16 protein-coding genes are annotated in these 15,072 nt (G+C 71.4%); 2 read left to right on the top strand and 14 right to left on the bottom strand.

What is annotated here, in order from left to right; genetic code table 11:
- From AB0927_RS39935 to AB0927_RS39875, 13 genes are all read right to left on the bottom strand, one after another.
- The coding region (locus tag AB0927_RS39935; RefSeq protein WP_366672775.1) for a homocysteine S-methyltransferase family protein at positions 1-956 on the bottom strand (956 nt) is incomplete at its 3' end.
- Positions 953-1,936: a carbohydrate kinase family protein gene (locus AB0927_RS39930; RefSeq protein WP_366672774.1), complete on the bottom strand. Its 984-nt coding sequence runs from the start codon at positions 1,934-1,936 to the stop codon at positions 953-955. The genes AB0927_RS39930 and AB0927_RS39935, both read right to left, overlap by 4 nt.
- Before the next feature lies 1 nt (position 1,937).
- Complete coding sequence (gene metK / locus AB0927_RS39925) at positions 1,938-3,146, bottom strand: methionine adenosyltransferase (RefSeq protein WP_366672773.1); 1,209 nt, start codon at positions 3,144-3,146, stop codon at positions 1,938-1,940.
- A 1-nt stretch (position 3,147) separates the two neighbouring features.
- Entirely contained in the window at positions 3,148-3,390 is a 243-nt protein-coding gene (locus AB0927_RS39920; protein WP_366672772.1) for an acyl carrier protein, read from the bottom strand.
- Positions 3,391-3,443: 53 nt separating this feature from the next.
- Positions 3,444-3,878, bottom strand: coding sequence for a holo-ACP synthase (gene acpS / locus AB0927_RS39915; protein WP_366672771.1), 435 nt, complete (start codon positions 3,876-3,878; stop codon positions 3,444-3,446).
- Between the two features lies 1 nt (position 3,879).
- Positions 3,880-4,635: a hypothetical protein gene (locus AB0927_RS39910; RefSeq protein ID WP_366672770.1), complete on the bottom strand. Its 756-nt coding sequence runs from the start codon at positions 4,633-4,635 to the stop codon at positions 3,880-3,882.
- Between the two features lie 160 nt (positions 4,636-4,795).
- Positions 4,796-5,686 carry a diiron oxygenase gene (locus AB0927_RS39905; protein WP_366672769.1) on the bottom strand — a complete coding sequence of 297 codons (891 nt, stop codon included), beginning with the start codon at positions 5,684-5,686 and terminating at the stop codon, positions 4,796-4,798.
- Positions 5,687-5,725: 39 nt separating this feature from the next.
- Complete coding sequence (locus tag AB0927_RS39900) at positions 5,726-6,799, bottom strand: class I SAM-dependent methyltransferase (protein ID WP_366672767.1); 1,074 nt, start codon at positions 6,797-6,799, stop codon at positions 5,726-5,728.
- Entirely contained in the window at positions 6,796-7,626 is an 831-nt protein-coding gene (locus AB0927_RS39895; RefSeq protein WP_366672765.1) for an SAM-dependent methyltransferase, read from the bottom strand. The genes AB0927_RS39900 and AB0927_RS39895 overlap by 4 nt, the downstream gene beginning before the upstream one ends.
- A 63-nt stretch (positions 7,627-7,689) precedes the next feature.
- Positions 7,690-8,205 (bottom strand): MaoC family dehydratase, encoded by a 516-nt coding sequence (locus AB0927_RS39890; protein ID WP_366672764.1) that lies wholly within the window; start codon positions 8,203-8,205, stop codon positions 7,690-7,692.
- A gap of 82 nt (positions 8,206-8,287) precedes the next feature.
- A complete protein-coding gene (locus AB0927_RS39885) occupies positions 8,288-9,460 on the bottom strand; it encodes an aminotransferase class I/II-fold pyridoxal phosphate-dependent enzyme (RefSeq protein WP_366672763.1) in 1,173 nt (390 codons plus the stop codon).
- A gap of 138 nt (positions 9,461-9,598) precedes the next feature.
- The gene (locus AB0927_RS39880) at positions 9,599-11,038 is read right to left on the bottom strand and encodes an MFS transporter (protein WP_366672762.1); all 1,440 of its coding nucleotides are present in this window, start codon (positions 11,036-11,038) and stop codon (positions 9,599-9,601) included.
- A 226-nt stretch (positions 11,039-11,264) separates the two neighbouring features.
- Positions 11,265-11,558 carry a heavy-metal-associated domain-containing protein gene (locus tag AB0927_RS39875; RefSeq protein WP_093679122.1) on the bottom strand — a complete coding sequence of 98 codons (294 nt, stop codon included), beginning with the start codon at positions 11,556-11,558 and terminating at the stop codon, positions 11,265-11,267.
- A 149-nt stretch (positions 11,559-11,707) separates the two neighbouring features.
- On the opposite strand from AB0927_RS39875, the gene AB0927_RS39870 reads away from it, so the two are divergent.
- Both AB0927_RS39870 and AB0927_RS39865 read left to right on the top strand, forming a co-directional pair.
- A complete protein-coding gene (locus tag AB0927_RS39870; RefSeq protein WP_366672761.1) occupies positions 11,708-12,229 on the top strand; it encodes a hypothetical protein in 522 nt (173 codons plus the stop codon).
- Between the two features lie 90 nt (positions 12,230-12,319).
- Positions 12,320-13,942 carry a multicopper oxidase family protein gene (locus AB0927_RS39865; RefSeq protein ID WP_366672760.1) on the top strand — a complete coding sequence of 541 codons (1,623 nt, stop codon included), beginning with the start codon at positions 12,320-12,322 and terminating at the stop codon, positions 13,940-13,942.
- Here AB0927_RS39865 and AB0927_RS39860 read toward each other — a convergent pair.
- Positions 13,894-14,877, bottom strand: coding sequence for a kelch repeat-containing protein (locus tag AB0927_RS39860; protein WP_366672759.1), 984 nt, complete (start codon positions 14,875-14,877; stop codon positions 13,894-13,896). The genes AB0927_RS39865 and AB0927_RS39860 overlap by 49 nt on opposite strands.
- Positions 14,878-15,072 lie beyond the last annotated feature (195 nt).

Here is a 15,072-nt window from a genome sequence, read left to right as displayed (position 1 = left end):
GGATCCCGCGCCGGCGGCGTCAGCCCCCGCACCCGCTCCACCACCTGCCGCAGATGCTCCGGCGTCGTCCCGCAACAGCCGCCCACCAGCGACAGACCGTACTCCCGCACGAACGTCTCCTGCGCGTCCGCCAGGTCCGTCGGGCCGAGCGGGAAATACGCCCCGTCCCCGGTCAGGATGGGCAGGCCCGCGTTGGGCATGCACAGCAGCGGGACGCGGGCGTTGCGGGCGAGGTAGCGCAGGTGTTCGCCCATTTCGGCGGGCCCGGTCGAGCAGTTGAGGCCGATCATGTCGATGCCGAGCGGTTCCAGCGCGGTCAGGGCCGCGCCGATCTCCGAGCCGAGCAGCATCGTGCCGGTCGTCTCGAAGGCCATCGACACCAGCAACGGCACGTCCACGCCGAGCCGCCGCATGGCGCGCCGGGCGCCGAGCACGGCGGCCTTGGCCTGGAGGAGGTCCTGGGTGGTCTCCACGAGCAGGGCGTCGGCGCCGCCCGTGAGCACGCCCTCGGCGTTCGCCTGGAAGCCGTCCCGGATCGTGCCGTAGCCGATGTGGCCGAGGGTGGGCAGCTTGGTGCCTGGGCCCATGGAACCGAGCACCCAGCGCTGCCGCCCGTCCCCGGCGGTGCACCCGTCGGCCGTCTCCCGGGCGATCCGGGCGCCGGCCTCGGACAGCTCGTACACCCGCCCGGCGATGTCGTACTCCGCCATCGCCGCGTGGTTGGCCCCGAAGGTGTTGGTCGACACGCAGTCCACGCCCACGGCGAAGTACGCCTCGTGCACGGAGCGGACTATGTCCGGGCGGGTGAGGTTGAGGATCTCGTTGCAGCCTTCGAGCTGCTGGAAGTCGTCCAGGGTGGGGTCCTTGGCCTGGAGCATCGTGCCCATCGCGCCGTCGGCCACCACCACCCGCGTGGCGAGCGCCGTGCGCAGGCCCTCGATCCGCGCGGCCGTCATGCCAGCCCTCGCAGACGCGTCGCCAGATGGGCCGCGCAGCCCACGCCGTAGGTCGTGCGCAGCCGGGCGAGCAGGGGGTCGCGGTACAGCCGGTACTCCTGGGTGCCGACGTAGTCCAGCACGGTGGCGGCCACCACACAGCCCAGCTGGGCCGCGCAGCGCTCCGGCACGCCCCACGCCGTGCCCGCGAGGAAGCCCGCGCGGAAGGCGTCGCCGACGCCGGTCGGATCCACCACGCCGGGGACCGGCACGGCGGGGACGGTGAGTTCGGGCCGGCCGTCGCGGCGGATGCGGACCCCCGAGGCGCCCTCGGTGGTGACCCAGCAGCCGACACGGCGCAGTACCTCCGGCGCGCTGAGGCCCGCACGGTCCAGGAGCAGCGCGGACTCGTACTCGTTGGTGAACAACCAGCGGGCGCCGTCGACCAGTTCGCGCACCTCCTCGCGGCTGAGGCGCGCCAGCTGCTGGGAGGGGTCGGCGGCGAAGGGGATGCCGAGGTCGCGGCAGACGCGGGTGTGGCGCAGCATGGCCTCGGGGTCGTCGGGCGAGATCATGACCAGCCCGAGGCGTCCGGTGCGCTCGGCGACCGCCCGCAGGTCGATCCCGCGGGCCTCGGCCATGGCGCCGGCGTAGAAGGTGGCGATCTGGTTCTGCGCGCGGTCCGTCGTGCACACGAAACGCGCGGTGTGGTGTTCCTCGCTGACCAGCACGGAGTCGGTGTCGACCCCGTGCTGCTTCAGCCAGACGCGGTAGGGCTCGAAGTCGGCGCCGACCGCCCCGACCAGCACCGGCCGCAGACCGAGCAGCCCGAGGCCGAACGAGATGTTCGCTGCCACGCCGCCACGCCGGATCTCCAGTCGGTCGGCGAGGAAGGACAGGGAGACGCGGTCCAGTCGGTCGGCCAGGAGCTGGTCGGAGAAGCTCCCCGGGAAGGACATCAGATGGTCGGTGGCGATGGAGCCCGTGACAGCGATGCGCATCTCAGCCCTCCACACTCCGCCGCAGGGCATCGGCCCGGTCGGTGGACTCCCAGGTGAAATCGGGCAGTTCGCGACCGAAGTGGCCGTAGGCGGCGGTCTGCGCGTAGACGGGGCGCAGCAGGTCCAGGTCCCGGACGATCGCTGCCGGACGCAGGTCGAAGACCTCGGTGATCGCGGTCTGGATGCGCTCGACGGGCGCGGACTCGGTGCCGAACGTCTCCACGAACAGCCCGACCGGGTCCGCCTTGCCGATCGCGTAGGCGACCTGTACCTCGCAGCGGCGGGCGAGACCGGCGGCGACCACGTTCTTCGCGACCCAGCGCATCGCGTACGCCGCGCTGCGGTCCACCTTGGAGGGGTCCTTGCCGGAGAACGCGCCGCCGCCGTGCCGGGCCATGCCGCCGTAGGTGTCGATGATGATCTTGCGGCCGGTGAGGCCCGCGTCGCCCATCGGGCCGCCGATCTCGAAGCGGCCCGTGGGGTTCACCAGCAGCCGGTAGCCGTCGCTCTCCAGGCTCACCCCCTGCTCGGCGAGCGCCTTGAGCGTCGGCTCCACCACGAACTCCCGGATGTCCGGGGCGAGCAGGGACTCCAGGTTGATGTCCGCCGCGTGCTGGGAGGAGACGACGACGGTGTCCAGGCGCACCGGGCGGTCGCCGTCGTACTCGATGGTGACCTGCGTCTTGCCGTCCGGCCGCAGGTAGGGACAGGCGCCCTGCTTGCGGACCTCGGTCAGCCGGCCGGCCAGCCGGTGGGCGAGATGGATCGGCAGCGGCATCAGGGCGGGCGTGTCGTCGCAGGCGTAACCGAACATCAGGCCCTGGTCGCCCGCGCCCTGCCGGGACAGTTCGTCGCTGTTGCCCTCCGCGCGCGCCTCGTAGGCGGAGTCCACGCCCTGCGCGATGTCCGGCGACTGGGAGCCGATCGACACCGAGACCCCGCAGGAGGCACCGTCGAACCCCTTGGCGGAGGAGTCGTAGCCGATGTCGAGGATCGTGTCGCGGACCAGTTGTGCGATGGGGGCGTACGCGCGGGTCGTGACCTCGCCGGCGATGTGCACCTGCCCCGTGGTGATCAGGGTCTCGACGGCGACGCGGGAAGCCGGGTCCCTGGCCAGCAACGCGTCCAGGACGGTGTCGCTGATCCGGTCGGCGATCTTGTCGGGATGGCCCTCGGTGACGGACTCGGAGGTGAAGAGCCGCCGGCTCATCTCACTTCACCTCCGCGAGGAAGAACGCGGCCTCGATGGCGTCGAGCGTGCGGATGGAGTCGACCTCCAGGGTCTCCATCTCGATGGCGCGGCCGCTGTGCTGCTCCAGCAGGAAGACGAACTCCACGAAGGACAGCGAGTCGATGAGCCGGTTCTCGATCAGGTCGAGGTCGCCCGGGATGTCGTCACGCTCCGGGTGGCGCTTGAGGATCCAGTCCTTCACCTGGTGCAGGCCGTCGGTCATGGCTGTACTCCTAACGGGAATTGACGAAGAAGTGTGGGGGAGCGGGTGGCGTCTCACGGCTGGTGCCGGGAAGCGCCGAGGATGGGAGCGGCCACGGCCACCGCGTAGTCCACGTCGTGGCTGATGCTCACCGTGACGCCCTGGATGCCGGATTCCGCTGCCATCTCGGCGGCGCTGCGGCGCAGTTCGACCAGCGGCCAGCCGCCGTCCGAGCGGCGCACCACGATGTCGCGCCATGGCAGGAGCCGTCCCTGCACGCGCAGGGTCTTGAACGCCGCTTCCTTGGCCGCGATCCGTCCGCACAGGCTGAGCAGATCGAGGCCGCTGGACGTACGGCAGTCGTCGAGTTCGCCGGGGTTCAGCATCCGCTGGAAGAAGTCCTCGCCGTAGTCGTCGAGGAGTCTGCGGACGCGCTTGACGGACACGATGTCCATGCCGAGGTTCGCCCAGCCCGTACCGCCGCCCTCGGCGGTGGGGTGGGCCGTCACCTCACACCACCGGGCCGACCGGCGTGAGGCGGTCGTCGGCCGTGCGAACGGCTTCGGTGGCGGCGGCCCAGCTGCCGTACCGGCGGGTGAGGGCCGACAGCCAGCGTTCGAGGCCGAAGGCGACGCAGCTGGTGGAGGCGGGTTCGCCGGTGCCGGCGAGGGTGATGGAGCAGCGGTCGCCGAAGAAGTTGCGATGGGTGTTGACGGAGGCGATCGCGAGGTCCTCGAAGAGGAACTCGTGCTTGACGGGCGACAGCCGCTGGAGCAGCGCCTTCGAGCCGCCCTTGTCGAAGAACGGGTCGCAGGCGGCTTCCTTGCGCAGCGGCAGGTCGAGTGCGCGTGCGAAGGCGGTGATGCGCTCGGTGAACTCCCGCAGGTGCGAGTCCGCGTGCTCACGGCTGCCGAGGGCCACGATCTCCCGCATGTGGAAGCCGAGTTGGCGGCGCAGCCCCTCGTAGCGCTCCTCCTTGCGGAAGCACCAGCCGACCACGGTCACCAGGGTGTCGTCCGCGACCTCGCGGCCCTCGTGGTCGAGGTAGACGGCGTAGCAGGAGGCGGAGGGCAGCCCGAGTTCCGCGGGCCGCAGCGAGCTGCACGGGAAGCAGCCCGTCTCGGAGCAGTACTCGCCCCGTCGGTCGACGTCGATCGCGGTGGCGACGACGGCCTGGTGGGGGAAGTTCTCGTAGTAGTCGAGCCGCTTGAGGTCGGCGGCCGGCAGTAGCGGGGGCATGGTCATCGGACGGGCCCCGGCGGCCACGCCCCACCTTTCGAAGGTGTCGTCGAGGAGCCGGAGCAGGGCCGTTCCCTCTGCTCCCAGGGAGGGCAGGCCGCGGCTTTCCCCCGGGGAACACGCGGGTGCGGAGGATATGGAGTCGGGCACGGTGGTGGACCAACCTCTCGGTTCGCTGGACCGGCCGTCAGAGGACCGGCAGGGTGTCGTCGGAGAAGATCCCGGTCTTGCGGAAGAACGCGAGCGGCTTGCGGATCGCCCGGCGCTCCTGCTCGCGCCTGCGCTCGTCGGCGAGCAGGGCGTTGCGCAGACCCAGCGGGTCCGCGATGCCGGCGTCGCGGTAGACGTGCGGGTTGTAGAGGGAGTTGACGCTGAAGACGACGTAGCGCTTCAGGTAGTTCTCCACCTCGCGCAGCCGCTCGGCGCCGACCGCCTCGCGCATCCGCGTGAACAGCAGGGACACCAGCTCGCGGCCGAAGGCGATGTGCCGGGACTCGTCCTGGTGGTGGATGCGGTTGACCTGGCGGATGGTGTCGCAGAGCGTCTCGTCCTGCGCCATCCGGGTGTTGTAGTGGTCGACCAGCTCCTCGAAGAACAGGATGCGGGCGAAGACCAGGAAGTTCTCGACCGCGGGCTCCCAGGCGGAGTCGGCGCTCATGGTCATCGACGAGTAGATCTTGCCGCCGTAGCGCCGGCAGAACTCGGAGAAGAACCACATGTGTTCGTTCTCCTCGCCGATGAAGTGGTGGAAGAAGTCGGAGGGCACCTCGAAGCCGGGCATGTGGATGCGGCCGACGACCTCGATGAGCAGTTCGCGGATTCCGTGCACGTTCAGGCTGTAGAAGTTGATCGACTCCCACTTGGACAGCCGCCGCAGGGTCTCCTGGTCCAACTCGTCGTAGTGCGGGGTCCCGTGGACGGTGAGCAGTTCGGGGCTCATCCACATCCGGTCCTCGTCCAGCGAGTCGGGCCAGGCGAACTGCTGGTACGGGTTGTAGTAGTCCTCGATGGACTTCTCACTGAGCCGTTCGAGGATCTCCAGGAAGCGGTCGCTGATGGGAAGGGCCGTGGCGGCCATGGGTTCTCCTGTCCGATGCGCGTACGGTGCGTGAGCTGGTCAGGGCCGGACCTCGTAGACGGCGTTCACCGCGGTCTCGGTCGCCCGCCGCCAGCGGGTGAAGCCCGCCTCCTCGGCGATGGCGCGGAAGGCCTTCTCGCCGGAGTGGTTGCCGAGCGCGTGCGGGCCGCGCTGCGCGAGGGCAACCGGCAGGCACATCACGGCGGACAGCGCCATGAACATGCGGGCGGGCGGGGTGTGCGTGTGGATGTCGGCGGGGGAGACGTTGGACTCCACCAGCATCCAGGTACCGTCCGGGTCCAGGGACTTGCGGACGTGCTGGGCGGCGGCCACCGGATCGCCCATGTCGTGCAGGCAGTTGAAGAAGGCCACCAGGTCGTAGCCGGAGCCGGGATAGTCGTCGGCGGACGCGGTCTCGAAGACGACCCGGTCGCCGAGGCCCTCGTCGTCGGCGAGCTGCCGGGCGATGGCGATGGCCTCCTCCGAGTAGTCGAAGCCGTACACCCGGGCGTCGGGGAAGGCGCGGGCGATCAGCCGGGTGGTGTGCCCGACGCCGCAGCCGACGTCCGCCGCGGTGCCGCCGGCCGCGAGTTTGCCGCTCACCTCGCGCAGCGCCGGGATCCAGTCGGTCAGCAGCCGGTGCTGGTAGGTGGGCTGGAAGAAGCTGCCCATGCCGGTGTCGAGCGCCGGGTCGTGCTCGGCCCAGCCGACGCCCTCACCGCTGCGGTAGGCGTCCAGGAGCAGGTCCTCGGTGGCGTACAGCGCTTTCAGCGCGGTGAAGAACCCCGCGGCGTAGGTGGGCGCTTCGGGCTGCGCGAGGACCGAGGCGTGCGCGGCGGGCAGGGTGTACTTGTCGGAGGACGGGTGCCGCTCCACATAGCCCGCGCTGAGCTGCGCGTGCAGCCACTCCTCGGCGTACCGCGGCGCGATGTCCGCGCGTTCGGCGAGTTCCGCCGGGGTGAGCGGGCCCTGCGCCGCGAGGACGCGGTAGAGGCCGAGCCGTTCGCCGAGGGAGACGGACAGGCCGCGGACGGCGGCCGCGGCGTCGTCGATGACGCGCTGGTGGAAGTCGGCTGTGGCCTCGGAGTGCCCGGGGCCGGGCGGCTGGGTCATGAGGTGATCTCGTCTCGGGTCGCCGTGAACAGGAAGGACCGGGGCACGCGGGGCGTCTCGCGCGGCGGCACCGGGTAGGGCCAGCGGCCGAAGTCGGCGCCCGGCTCGCCCGGTTGCCGCACCTCCTGGACCGTCCAGCCGCAGGAGACGAGCAGTTGCTCCGGCTCCTCGGTGCCGAACAGCCAGGGGTTGCCGTCCTCTTCGAGTGCCTTCATGAAGGGCCGGGACAGCGGGTTGCGCAGGGCGGCCTCGCTGATGACGTCGCCGAGCAGGACGGAGGACGGCGCGCTGTGCTGCCACAGCGTGGTGATCAGGCTCCGGACGGCGTCCTCCGGCAGGAAGAACAGCAGGCCCTCGACCACCCACAGGGTGGGCGCCTCCGCCTGCCAGCCGGCCTCCTTCAGGGAGCCGACCCAGTCCTCCCTGAGGTCGACGGCGACGGTACGGCGCTCACGCCCCACCGGCTCCGGCTCCCCGGCGAGCAGGGCGGCCTTGGCCGCCAGCAGCGCGGGCCGGTCGAGTTCGTAGAGGGTGATGCCGTCGGGCCAGGTGAGGCGGTAGTAGCGGGTGTCCATGCCGGCCGCGAGGAACACGACCTGGCGCAGGCCCCGTTCGCGCACCGCGCGCTCGATGGCGCGGTCGAGGTAGGTGGTGCGGATGGCGAGGAACGGTACGGTGCCCGCGCCCGCGTAGCGGTCCAGCAGCTCGAAGCCGGTGGTGCCGGCGACGGTACGGGCGTGGGGATCGGCGAACAGCCGGTCCTCGCGGTCGGTCTCCAGGGCCCGCGCGGCGGCGGTCCACTGGGCGGTGCGGGATACGGCCTCCACGGGAGGTCTCCCTTCGGGGCGGCGCTTCGTCAGCGCGTGCGGTGGGTGTGCGGACGGCCGTGTTCAGCGCTGTCGGGCACAGCAGGCGACCGGGTCCTGCGCCGCGGACAGCGACGAGGGGGACGCGGCGGAGGGTGCGGCGGGACGCCGCCGGAAGATGCTGTGCAGGATCATGCTGAACACGACCGTCCCGTCGGCGGCCACCAGTTCGCAGCGGGGCTGGACGATGCCGGTGGCGGGATTGCCCAGCGCGGGACGCGATCCGAGGATCTCGACCCGCGCGGTGAGGACGTCGCCCGGACGGACCGGCCGGCGGTAGCGGACCTCGTCGATGCCGGGCGATCCCTCGCAGGCGCTGTAGGCGAGCAGGCCGTCGACATAGCGCCGCATGAAGAGCGCCGAGGTGTGGAACCCGCTGGCGATCAGCCCCCCGAAGGACGACTGCTTCGCCCGCTCGGGGTCGATGTGGAAGGGCTGCGGGTCGAAGCGGCGCGCGAAGTCCAGCACCTCCTCCTCGGTGACGGTGACCGTGCCGAGTTCATGGATGTCACCGGTGCGGAAGTCCTCGAAATAGCGCATGAAGCCCCCCTTTGGGCGGACGAGCCGGTTCTCTGGGCTTCACTCAATCTACGAATCGGCCGTTTATTTTGTCAACCCAAATCTATGGGTGACTCAAGGATGCTTCGATGTCCGCCCAGAGGTCCTCCGGATGCTCGATGCCGACCGACATCCGCACGGTGCCCGCGCCGATCCCGGCGGCCGTGAGCGCCGCGTCGTCCAGCTCCCGGTGCGAGGTGGACGCCGGGTGCGTCACCAGCGTCTCCACGCCGCCCAGCGACAGGGCCAGGCGTGCGACGCGGACCCGCTCGATGAACGCGCGCCCCGCCTCCCGCCCGCCGGTCAGGTCGAACGAGACCATGCCGCCGCCCCCGTCGAGGAGTTGCCGCGCACGGTCGTACGAGGGGTGGTGCGGGAGCCAGGGCCAGTGCACGGCGGCGACCCGCTCGTGCTCGGCGAGGCGCCGGGCCAGTACCTCCGCGCCGGCGCAGTGCTGCCGCATGCGCAGGGGCAGGGTCGGCAGGCCGCGCAGGGTCAGCCAGGCCGCGAACGGGTCGGCGCACGCCCCGAGTTCGACCGTCCTGGGCCACACCCGGTCCCGCAGGCCCGCGTCGGCGAAGACGGCCACCCCGCCCAGCACGTCGGAGTGCCCGGCCAGGTACTTGGTGGTGGAGTGCACGACCACGTCGGCGCCGTGCTCGATCGGGCGGCACAGCACCGGCGAGGCGAGGGAGTTGTCCACCATGCTGAGCACCCCGTGCCGGGCCGCCTCGGCCAACATGCCCTTCATGTCGGCGACTTGTCCCGTGGGATTGGCGATGGTCTCCAGGTGGAGCAGCCGGGTGCCCGGTCGGACGAGCCGGGCGAAGTCCGCCGGGTCGTCGCCGCTGACGTAGTCCACGTCGACGCCGTACCGCCGGGCGAGATCGGTGAGGACGGAGTACGTGCCGCCGTACAGGCAGCGTCCGGCGATCACATGGTCGCCGGGCCGCAGCAGGGCCAGCAGTACGCCGCTGATCGCGCCCATCCCGGAGGCGAACGCGATCGCCGCGGCCCCGCCCTCCAGGTCGGCCAGCGTCTGTTCCAGCGCCCGCACGGTGGGGTTGCCGCGCCGCGAGTAGACGTACGCCCCGTCCGGTCCGCCCATGGCCTCGGCCAGTTCGGCGGCCGAGTCGAAGGCGAAGGCCGAGGACTGGACGATCGGCACGCTCAGCGGCCGGCCGCCGCTCGACGGGGGATCGTGCCGCACCTGCACGGCGCGGGTCTGTATGTCCATGGATGGCTCCTCCGTACATGGGACAGGGCCGCCCGTTCCGGTTGCCCGGGGCCGGACGGCCCGTCGAGGGGGTCGTTGTCCAGAGGGACGGCGGGCCCGGCAGTGGATGCCGTGCCGGTCCGCCGAAAGGGGCGCCGGTCAGACACCGGCCCGTTCGCCGGATGCCTCCTGCGCGGCCCCCGCCTGTGCCGCCGCGTTCTCGCCCCGCATGGCGAGCAGGGTGACCAGACCGCCCAGGGCGGCGATCGCCGCGGCCCAGATGAAGGCCGCGCTGAAGCCGTCGGTCAGGGCGGGCAGGTTGCCCAGCTTGCCCGCGCCCTGGGAAGTGGCCACGGCGGTCAGTGCCGCGAGACCCAGGGCGGAACCCACCTGGTAGGTGGTGTTGACGATGCCGGACGCCAGACCCGCCTGCTCCTGCGGCGCGCCGGCCATCGCGGCCATCATCGCGGGGATGTAGGCGAGCGACATACCGAGGGCCGCGACCAGCGACGCGGGCAGCACGTCGACCACGAAGGTGCCCGTGGGCTGCACCTGGGCCAGCCACACCAGACCCGCCGCGAGGACCAGCAGACCGCCGCCGATCAACGGCTTGGCGCCGAACTTCGCGAGCAGCCGCGCGGTGATAGCCGTCATGAAGATCATCAGCAGCACGGTCATCGGCAGCAGCGCGGCACCGGAGGCGAACGCCCCGTAACCCAGGACCTGCTGGAGGTACAGGTTGAGGAAGTACCACATCGGGATCCACGCGGCGCCGAGCAGCGCCATCGCCAGGTTCGCCGAACCCAGGCGCGGCACCCGCCAGATGCCGAGCGGCATCAGCGGCTCGCGCACCGTCTTCTGGATGACGAAGAACAGGACGAGCAGCGCCACCGCGCCGACCAGCTCCAGCACGGTGCCGGTCGAGGACCAGCCGGACTCCGGGGCGCGGACGACAGCGAACACCGCGAGCGCGAGACCCGCCGTGACGGAGACGGCGCCGAGCACGTCCACCCCGCCACCGCGGCGGCCGCCGACGGCCGGGAGCAGCTTGGAGGCCGCGAGCGTGCCGAGGCCGATCGGGATGTAGATGATGAACACCCACGGCCAGCTCAGCCACTGGGTGAACACGCCGCCCATGAAGACGCCGGCGGTGCCGCCCGCGGGCGCGGCGGCGCCGTAGAGCGCCATGGCCTTGCCCAGTTCCTTGGGGTCGTGGGCGAAGAGCATCATGAGCAGCGTCATGGCGGAGGGCGCGATGAGCGCGCCGCCCACGCCCTGGACCGCACGGCCGACGACCTCCACGGACGCGCTCTGCGCGGCGGCGGCCACGACCGAGCCCGCGATCAGCACCGTCCAGCCGGTGATGAACACCTTGCGGGCGCCGAGCAGGTCGGACAGCCGGCCGCCGAGCAGCAGCAGGCCGCCGAAGGCGATGACGTACGCGTTGAAGACCCACTGCAACTCGCCCTGCGAGAAGCCGAGGTCCTTCTGCATCTCGGGAAGCGCCACCCCGATGATCGATGTGTCCATGATGACCATGAACTGGGCGGCGGCGAGCACGACCAGTGCCCACCAGCGCCGGGGATTGACCGCTGACATGACTCCACCCTTCTTGCTGTATACCCCTGGGGGGTACCTGTGGGCTGCACCGTAGCATACCCATGGGGGGTATGTAAGGCGTGAAGTAGGGGAGTGTGTAGGGGAGTTGGGCGCCGCCGGGTCCGGGTAGTGGGGCCGGGTGCCGGAAAAGGCGAAGACCCCTCCGTCCCGTTGGGGAACGGAGGGGTCTTCGCCCGGGGTGTACCGCGTCCGAAGTCGCGGAGCCTCAGATCTGGCCGACGAGCTCGTAGCCCGCCTCGTCCACGGCGGCGCGGACGGCTTCCTGGTCGAGCGGGGCGGCGGAGGTCACGGTGACCTCGCCGGTGTCGGCGACGGCCGTGACCGCGGTGACGCCGTCCAGGGCGGAGACCTCCTTGGAGATGGCGGACTCGCAGTGGCCGCAGGTCATGCCGGAGACCTTGTACACGGTGGTGACGCCGCTGCCGTGGACCTGCACGTCGGTCGCCGCGCCGGTGCCGCAGGAGCCGCAGCAGGAGCCGGAGTTCGTCTGTTCGGTCATGGCTACTTCCTCGGGTGTGAGCATGGTTCGGTCCGCGGGAGGACGGTCGCCGCCCTCCCGACGACAGGAACGATATACCCCCCAGGGGTACTTAGTCATCCGCTCGCCTCCTCGGAGGCCCGGTGGGATTTCTACCCCTAGGGGGTATAGTGACGCGCCTGGAGCGCCGTGCGGGCGTGGCGGACGAGTGCGGGACCGGAAAGGGGCGGCGGCAGGTGACGTACCGGCGGACCGGTTCCCGTGGCGGCGCCCCGCGCCGGTCGTGGGCCGCCGTCCTGGCTCTGCTCGCCGCCCTCGTCGTCCTGGTCCACCACGACCTGGGCCCGGCCCCCGCCGCACCCGCGACCGCCATGAGCGCGATGTCCCGGACGGGGCATGCCGTGCACGGCATGGCAGGGCACGGCATGGCAGAGCACGGCATGACCGGGCAGGACATGACCGCGCTCACGCCGGTCATGGACCACGACGGCGGCGGCGCCTGCTCCGGCGCCGACATGCAGCACTGCACCTCGGGCGCCGTCGGCTCACCGCAGTGGCTCGTGCCGCCGGCCGTAGGGCCGCACACCGTCCAGGGCGCTCCGCCGCGAGGTGTCCTCGCGGGACACGGTCTGCCGGGCAACCCGCACCGTGCGCCGCCGGACCTCTCCGTCCTCTCCCGACTGCTGATCTAGGCCGCCGCGGCGCGGCCCGTTCCCCCGTACCCCGTGGGGGCGATGCCGCATGCGCGCAGGTCAACGGCATCTCGAGAAGAGGCATCGCACATGAACAGCATCAACCGCCGCTCCGCCCTGCTGGCCGGTCTCGCCGTCGCGGGAGGAGGAGCGCTCGCCGCGTGCGGCGGCTCCGGGTCCACGCCGGCCCTGGTGAGCCCCGACAGCAAGGTGGTGGCGACCACCGACAAGAAGCGCAAGGGCACCGGCACGGTGCGCAACGTGACCCTGACCGCGGCGCCCGCCATGCTCGACCTCGGCGGCAGGGTGATGGCGAAGAGCTGGGCCTACGGTGGCCGGACCCCGGGCAAGGAGATCCGGCTGACGGCCGGTGACACCCTCGCCGCCGAACTCTCCAACCAGCTCCCGGACCGGACCACGACGTCCGTCCACTGGCACGGCATCGCCTTGCGCGCCGACATGGACGGCGTGCCCCCGGCCACCCAGAACGCCGTCCGCGCCGGCCGCAACTTCACCTACCGCTTCCTCGCCGACACGCCCGGCACCTACTTCTTCCACCCCCACGTCGGCGTCCAGCTCGACCGGGGACTGCACGCCCCGCTGATCGTGGAGGACCCGCGGGAACCGCTGTCGTACGACGACGAGTGGGTCGTCGTCCTGGACGACTGGGTCGACGGTGTCACCGGCACCCCCGACCAGGTCCTCGCCGAACTCCGGCACGGCATGGGCGGTATGGACATGGGCGGCTCGGAAAAGGGCGGCTCGTCCGGCCACGACATGGGGGACATGGGTGGCATGGACATGGGTGACATGGGCGGCATGGACATGAGCGGCGGTGATTCGGGCAAGGGGGGCGAGGCGTCGTCCGGCTCGGCGAAGTTCATGCTCATGGGCGCGCGGAGCGGTCTGCTCGGCGGGGACGCCGGTGACGTCAAGTACCCGTACCACCTGGTCAACGGCCGGGTGCCGGCCGACCCCGACGTCTACACCGGCAAGCCCGGCAAGCGGGTGCGGCTGCGCGTCATCAACGCCGGCGGCGACACGGCGTACCGCGTCGCGCTCGGCGGCCACAAGCTGACCATCACCCACACGGACGGCTTCCCGGTCGCCCACCAGGAGGTGGACGCCCTACTGGTCGGCATGGGGGAGCGGTACGACGTCCTCGTCACCCTCGCCGACGGCGTCTTCCCGCTGGTCGCCCTCGCCGAGGGCAAGGACGCGAGCGGCATGGCGCTCGTGCGCACCGGCTCCGGCACCGCGCCGAAGCCGTCCGTCCGCCCGAAGGAGCTGGACGGCATGATCATGAACGCCGCCGGGCTGAAGGCGGCCGACGACGTCCGCCTGGACACGAGGAAGGCCGACCGCGTCCACCGCATCGAACTGACCGGCGCGATGGCCAAGTACGACTGGGGCATCAACGGCAAGCGGTACGACATGAACCACCCCACCGCCGACCCGATCCTGGTCGAGCAGGGCCAGCGGGTCCGGCTGGACTTCGTCAACAAGACGGACATGTGGCACCCGATGCATCTGCACGGCCACACCTACCAGCTCGGTACGGGCGGTCCGCGCAAGGACACCACCATCGTGCTGCCCGATCGCACGGTGTCCGTGTACTTCGACGCCGACAACCCCGGCCAGTGGATGCTGCACTGCCACAACGCCTACCACGGTGAGGCGGGGATGATGGCGCTGCTCGCGTACCAGGCCTGACAAGCACGCTGGGCGGGCCGCTGTGAACCAGCGGCCCGCCCTTTGCTGCGTCTCGGCGTTACTTGCGCGCCAGGGTGAAGTCGCTGGTGACCGACTGTCCCTTCTTGATCTTGACGGACGCCGTGGCCGGCTTGTAGCCGTCCTTGGCGACGATCACGGTGAGCGGGCTGTCGGCCGCGTCGAGCCAGAGGGAGTAGGTACCGTCGGCGCCCGTGGGGCGGGGTGACGGTCAGGGTGACCGGCACGGCGGGCAGGGCGTAGGGGGTGTCACTGCCCAGGGAGAGCCGGGCGGTGTAGGAACCCGGCTGGTTGACCGCGGCGTCCGAGGCGTCCAGGCTCACGTCGACCGTGGTGCTGGCGCCGGGGGCGAGAGTCACCCGCTGCGTGCTCTCGCTCAGCCAGGAGATGTCGGAGGTCTCCTGGCTGCAGCCCGGCAGCAGCTCGACCGAGGCGAGCGGCGCGCCGCCGGGGGTGTTGATGCCGCCGACCTTGTAGAAGCCGGCCGCCGCGCCGCCAGGGGTGCTGGGCACGTTGACGTTCGGCAGTGCGCTCCAGCCACCGGTCCCCGGGGCGAAGGCGTACGCCTTGTTGTCCAGGGCGTTGCCGCTCACGCCGCTGACCACGAGGAACTGGCCGTTGGCCGCCGCGGATTCCGCGCCCCAGCGGGGTGCGGGCAGGTCGGCCACCTGGGTCCACGTGTCGGTCCCCGGGTCGTAGGCGTAGGTGTCGGCGAGCTCGTCGCCCTGGCTCATGCCGCCGGCGCAGTAGATCTTGTCCTCGATGCCCGCGCAGGAGGCGAAGGAGACCGGCTTCGGGTAAGCCGCGATGGACGTCCACTGGTCGGTGGCCGGGTCGTAGGCGGCGGCCGCCTTGGCGACGCTGCCGCAGGACGTGTCGGTGCAGCCACCGATCATGTACAGCTTGCCGTCGAGCACGGCGGAGGCCGAGGCACCGGCGGCCGTGGGCGCGTCCGCGCCGGTGGACCACTTGTCGGTGGCGGGGTCGTAGACGGAAGCCGGCGCCCGTGAGGCCGGTGCCGACTAGTAGTGCTTTGTTAGGTCGTGTCGTAGGGCTGCCATGGGGTGGGTTGTCGGCAGGTGGGGCAAGTGCCGGTCCAGGTGGCCAGCAGG

This window comes from Streptomyces sp. NPDC048106 (assembly GCF_040706415.1).
In the GTDB taxonomy this organism is placed as follows: Bacteria; Actinomycetota; Actinomycetes; order Streptomycetales; family Streptomycetaceae; genus Streptomyces.
This window is presented reverse-complemented; position numbering and strand designations above follow the sequence as displayed.

Coding starts and splice junctions, on each gene's coding strand:
- AB0927_RS39890 (WP_366672764.1), bottom strand. CDS start 8,205: ATGCGCTATTTCGAGGACTTCCGCACCGGTGACATCCATGAACTCGGC.
- AB0927_RS39885 (WP_366672763.1), bottom strand. CDS start 9,460: ATGGACATACAGACCCGCGCCGTGCAGGTGCGGCACGATCCCCCGTCG.
- AB0927_RS39880 (WP_366672762.1), bottom strand. CDS start 11,038: ATGTCAGCGGTCAATCCCCGGCGCTGGTGGGCACTGGTCGTGCTCGCC.
- AB0927_RS39930 (WP_366672774.1), bottom strand. CDS start 1,936: ATGCGCATCGCTGTCACGGGCTCCATCGCCACCGACCATCTGATGTCC.
- AB0927_RS39875 (WP_093679122.1), bottom strand. CDS start 11,558: ATGACCGAACAGACGAACTCCGGCTCCTGCTGCGGCTCCTGCGGCACC.
- AB0927_RS39865 (WP_366672760.1), top strand. CDS start 12,320: ATGAACAGCATCAACCGCCGCTCCGCCCTGCTGGCCGGTCTCGCCGTC.
- AB0927_RS39920 (WP_366672772.1), bottom strand. CDS start 3,390: ATGACCGACGGCCTGCACCAGGTGAAGGACTGGATCCTCAAGCGCCAC.
- metK (WP_366672773.1), bottom strand. CDS start 3,146: ATGAGCCGGCGGCTCTTCACCTCCGAGTCCGTCACCGAGGGCCATCCC.
- AB0927_RS39905 (WP_366672769.1), bottom strand. CDS start 5,686: ATGGCCGCCACGGCCCTTCCCATCAGCGACCGCTTCCTGGAGATCCTC.
- AB0927_RS39900 (WP_366672767.1), bottom strand. CDS start 6,799: ATGACCCAGCCGCCCGGCCCCGGGCACTCCGAGGCCACAGCCGACTTC.